Below are 4,874 nucleotides of genomic sequence, written 5' to 3' on the forward strand. Positions count from 1 at the left end.
TGCCTTCCTACGTCGGTGGCCTAGCTTTGCCCTTCAGGCGAGGCTGCTCCCGCGAAAGGCGACGGACGATGAAGAAGGGTTCCGATCTTCTGGTTGAAGCGCTCGAGAACGAAGGCGTCGACCGCGTCTTCGGCGTTCCCGGCGAGGAAAATCTCGACGTCGTCGAATCCCTGCGCAAATCGAAGATCGAACTGGTGCTGACGCGGCACGAGCAGGCGGCGGCGTTCATGGCCGCGACGCATGGGCGGCTCACGGGCAAGCCCGGCGTCTGCATCGCGACCCTCGGTCCCGGCGCGCTCAATTTCTCGACCGGCGCGGCCTATGCCCATCTCGGCGCCATGCCGATGATCCTGATCACCGGGCAGAAGGCGATCATGACCGCCAAGCAGGCTCGCTTCCAGATCGTCGACGTCGTCGCCTCGATGCGCCCGCTGACCAAAATGACACGCCAGATCGTCAGCCCCGGCAGCATCCCGTCGGTGGTGCGCGATGCCTTCCGCGTCGCGATGGAGGAGCGGCCCGGCCCGGTCCATCTCGAATTGCCGGAGGACGTCGCCGCCGAGGAGATCGAGGACGTCCCGCTGATCCCGGTCCATCCGCTCGACCGGCCGGTCGCCCCTGCGGCGCCGCTCGATCGCGCGGCCGAGATGATCCTCGCCGCGAAGCGCCCGCTGGTGATGATCGGCGCCGCCGGAAACCGGCCGCGCCTGGTCGAGCCCCTCTCGGCTGCGGTGCGCCGCATCGGCCTGCCCTTCTTCAACACCCAGATGGGCAAGGGCGCCGTCACCGGCGGGTCCAACCTCTATCTCGGCACCGCCGCGCTCTCTGAGGGCGACTATGTCCATGAGGCCGTCGCTGCGGCAGACCTGATCATCGCTGTCGGCCACGACACGATCGAGAAGCCGCCCTTCCTGATGCGCAATGCCGGCGGGCCGAAGGTGGTCCATCTCGGCTACCAGTCGGCCAATGTCGAACAGGTCTATCACCCCGACGCCGAGGTGATCGGCGATATCGGCGTCGCGATGACCGGGCTTGCCGACCGGCTGGAAGGCAAATTGACCGAACAGACCCAGATGCTGGAGCGGCGCCAGAAGATCCTGGCTAAGATCAATGCCCGCTCGGAGGAGGACCGCTTCCCGGTGACGCCGCAGCGGCTCGTCCATGACGTGCGCGCGGTCATGCCGGAGGACGGCATGGTCTGCCTCGACAACGGCATGTACAAGATCTGGTTCGCGCGGAACTACCGCACCCATGTCGCCAACACGCTGCTGCTCGACAATGCGCTGGCGACGATGGGCGCCGGCCTCCCCTCCGCGATGATGGCGGCGATGCTGCATCCCGAGCGGCGCGTCATGGCCGTCTGCGGCGATGGCGGCTTCATGATGAACTCGCAGGAGATGGAGACCGCGGTGAGGCTCGGCCTCAACCTCGTCGTTCTCGTCCTCAACGACGGCGCCTACGGCATGATCCGCTGGAAGCAGGCCGTCGACCAGTTCCCCGATTACGGCATGACCTTCGGCAATCCCGATTTCGTCGCCTATGCCAGGGCCTACGGCGCGAAGGGCTCCCGCGTCACCTCGGCCGAGGCTCTGGTGCCGACGCTGGAGGCGGCGTTCAAGGGCGGCGGCGTCCATCTGGTCGACTGTCCGATCGACTATTCCGAGAACACCCGCGTCCTCGTCGAGGAGCTCCGCAACAAGGTGCCGGACGTCGATCTGGCTTAGCCGCCGCCGCCACCGAAGCCCTCACACCGGGGAGCAAGCGCAGCTTGCGCCTCGAAGATGCTCCAGATCTCTCCGAGCCTCCTGAAACATCCTTCGAGACGCCATTTCCAAGGGAATGGCTTCTCAGGAGCGGGCTCGGAAGCGTCGATGCCCAAAGGAGAAAGATCATGCTCAGGGTTGTTCAGGCCTATGACCGCGCCCCGATCACCGAGATCGAGACCGACGACGAAGCGGCTCTCGAGCGCAAGCTCAAGGCCGCGCAGGACGTCTTCAGGGATCGCGACAACTGGTTGAAACCGCATCAGCGCATCGCGATCCTGCGCAAGCTCGCAGGCCTTCTCGAAGCGAAGCGGGACCATTTCGCCATGCAGATCGCGCGCGAGGGCGGCAAGCCGCTGCCGGACGCGATCGTCGAGGCGAACCGGGCGGTCGACGGCGTCTACAATGCCGCCGACGAACTGCGGAATTTCGCCGGGCGCGAGATCCCGATGGGGCTATCGGCCGCGGCTGCCGATCGCTGGGCCTTCACCACCAAGGAGCCGATCGGCATCGTCGCGGCGATCTCGGCCTTCAACCATCCGCTCAACCTGATCGTGCATCAGGTCGCGCCGGCGATCGCGGTCGGCTGCCCTGTCATCGTCAAGCCGGCCGGCACGACGCCACTCTCCTGCATCGACTTCGTCAAGCTGGTCCACGAGGCCGGGCTGCCTGAGGCCTGGTGCCAGACCTTCATTCCCACCGAGACGGCCCTGGCGGAGAAGCTCGCCACGGATCCGCGCATCGCCTTCCTGAGCTTCATCGGCTCGGCCAAGGTCGGCTGGTACCTGCACTCGAAGCTCGCCCATGGCGCCCGCTCGGCGCTGGAGCATGGCGGCGTGGCGCCGGCGATCGTAGACCGGAGCGCCGATCTCGACGGGATCATCGAGCCGATCGTGAAGGGCGGCTACTACCATGCCGGTCAGGTCTGCGTGTCGACGCAGCGGATCTATGTCCATGACGCCATCATCAACGATTTCACCGAGCGGCTGGTCGCGCGGGTGAAGAAGCTGCGCACCGGCGATCCCACGCTGAAGGACACCGAAGTCGGGCCCCTGATCATCCCGAAGGAAGCCGATCGCATCGCCTCGTGGATCGACGAGGCGGTGAAGGGCGGGGCACGGCTTGCCACGGGCGGCAAGCGCCTGTCGGAGACGACACTGGAGCCGACCGTGCTGATCGACCCCGATCCGGCGGCCCGCATCTCGAGCGAGGAGGTCTTCGGTCCGGTCGTCGCGATCTACCGCTACAGCAAGCTCGACGACGCGATCGCCCGCGCGAACTCGCTGCCCGTCGCCTTCCAGGCCAGCATCTTCGCGCAGGACATCGACGTGGCGATGCGGGCGGCGAACCGGCTCGACGCCTCGGCCGTGATGGTCAACGATCCCACGACCTTCCGCACCGACTGGATGCCCTTCGCCGGTCGGCGCGTCTCGGGCTACGGCACCGGCGGCATCCCCTACACCATGCACGACATGACGCAGGAGAAGATGATCCTGCTGAAGCGACGCTGAACGGAGGCCATTCCGTGATGGTCGGGCTCGTCCCGACCATCCACGCCTGGTCATGCAGCGCGGTGTTCAAGACGTGGATGCTCGCCGCGAGGGCAAGCATCACGGAAATGCGCGATCGAACCATGATTTCGCAAGTATCCGACGCAGACTATATAGTTTACGACAATTCCAAACTGACAGGATTCGATTGACCGCTGCGCGACAGCTGCCTAGGCACTGGCTGTCTGCGCCGCGAATAGCTGTTCGCGACGCGCAACCGGGCCGGGCTCGCCGTGATCGTACCGTTTCTCATCATGCTTCGCGAAGGCATCGAGGCCGCGCTGATCGTCGGCATCGTCGCGAGCTATCTGGTCAGGACCGGGCGGCGCGCATGGCTTCCGGCGCTCTGGGTCGGTGTCGGCCTGGCCTGCGCGGTCAGCCTTGCGGCCGGTGCGGCGCTCGACATCATCCTCGGTGAACTGCCCCAGCGCGGGCAGGAGCTGTTCGAGGCCGTCATCGGCCTCATCGCCGCGGCGATGCTGACCTCGATGGTGTTCTGGATGCGCAAGGCGGCGCGCTCGATCAAGGGCGAGCTGCAGGCCGGGGTCGACGCCGCCCTCGCAGGCGAGCATCAGGGGGTTGCGCTCGTCGGCCTCGCCTTCCTGGCGGTCGTGCGCGAGGGACTCGAATCCGTCTTCTTCCTGCTCGCCATCTTCCAGCAGAGTAGCGGCTGGGCCCCGGCGCTCGGTGCCGGGTTCGGCATCCTCATCGCGGCGGCGGCCGGATACGTCATCTATGCGCTCGGCGTGAAGCTCAACCTGCGGGTCTTCTTCCGCTGGACCGGCATCCTGATCCTGTTCGTCGCCGCCGGGCTCGTCGCGAACGCCGTGCGCTCCCTGCACGAAGCCGGGCTCTGGAACCATCTCCAGCAGAATGTCTACGACCTCGGCACGGTTCTGCCTGCCGACAGCGCGCTCGGAGCGCTCCTCTCCGGCTTCTTCGGCTATCAGGAGCGGGCTACGCTCGGCGAGATCGTCGCCTATGTCGCCTTCCTGATTCCCACGCTCGCGCTGTTCCTCGCCGGGGGCAGACAGGAGCAGGCGGCCGCGCCGCCGACGCCTCGGCCGGCGAGGCGGCGTTCGCCGCCGCTCAGGCTCGCCGGCATCGCGACGCTGCTGCTCGTCTGCGGCGGTATCGGCGCCTTCGTCTATGCCGCCGGCAACCGGCGCGCTGCAGAGCCGGCGAAAGGCGAGATCGCGGTGGCGATCACCGATCGGACATGCGAGCCCGCGACGCTGACGATCCCGGCCGGCAAGGCAAGCTTCGTCGTCACCAACCGCGGCGAACGCGTGCTGGAATGGGAGATCCTCGACGGGGTCATGGTGCTGGAGGAGCGCGAGAACATCGCGCCCGGCCAGTCCCGTCGTCTGACGACGCAGCTCCATCCCGGCGAATACGCGATCACCTGCGGGCTGCTCGGCGCTCCGCGCGGCCGTCTGATCGTGCAGGCCGCCGCGACGCAGCCGCGCCCGGCCCCGACCCTGATGGACATGATCGGCCCGGCCGCCGAGTACCGCGCCGCCCTGAGCGAGCGCACGACCGCGCTTGCAGCCGCAATCGA

3 protein-coding genes and 1 pseudogene are annotated in these 4,874 nt (G+C 67.2%); all 4 read left to right on the forward strand.

What is annotated here, in order from left to right; all coding sequences use genetic code 11:
* Positions 1-68 precede the first annotated feature (68 nt).
* Complete coding sequence (locus tag ACIPIA_RS10320; protein ID WP_400509171.1) at positions 69-1,724, forward strand: acetolactate synthase large subunit; 1,656 nt, start codon at positions 69-71, stop codon at positions 1,722-1,724.
* A gap of 167 nt (positions 1,725-1,891) precedes the next feature.
* Complete coding sequence (locus ACIPIA_RS10325; RefSeq protein WP_400509173.1) at positions 1,892-3,274, forward strand: aldehyde dehydrogenase family protein; 1,383 nt, start codon at positions 1,892-1,894, stop codon at positions 3,272-3,274.
* Between the two features lie 272 nt (positions 3,275-3,546).
* Positions 3,547-4,368, forward strand: a pseudogene (efeU, locus tag ACIPIA_RS10330) (iron uptake transporter permease EfeU); the annotation flags it as partial.
* A 144-nt stretch (positions 4,369-4,512) separates the two neighbouring features.
* Positions 4,513-4,874, forward strand: a 362-nt coding sequence (locus ACIPIA_RS10335; RefSeq protein WP_400509175.1) for a cupredoxin domain-containing protein, incomplete at its 3' end; no start/stop codon positions are given.

The sequence above is a fragment of the Allobosea sp. CER48 genome (assembly GCF_044752385.1).
GTDB lineage: Bacteria > Pseudomonadota > Alphaproteobacteria > Rhizobiales > Beijerinckiaceae > Allobosea.

What these genes read in the sequence shown, in the direction of transcription:
- ACIPIA_RS10320 (WP_400509171.1), top strand. Translation starts at nt 69, where the DNA reads ATGAAGAAGGGTTCCGATCTTCTGGTTGAAGCGCTCGAGAACGAAGGC.
- ACIPIA_RS10325 (WP_400509173.1), top strand. Translation starts at nt 1,892, where the DNA reads ATGCTCAGGGTTGTTCAGGCCTATGACCGCGCCCCGATCACCGAGATC.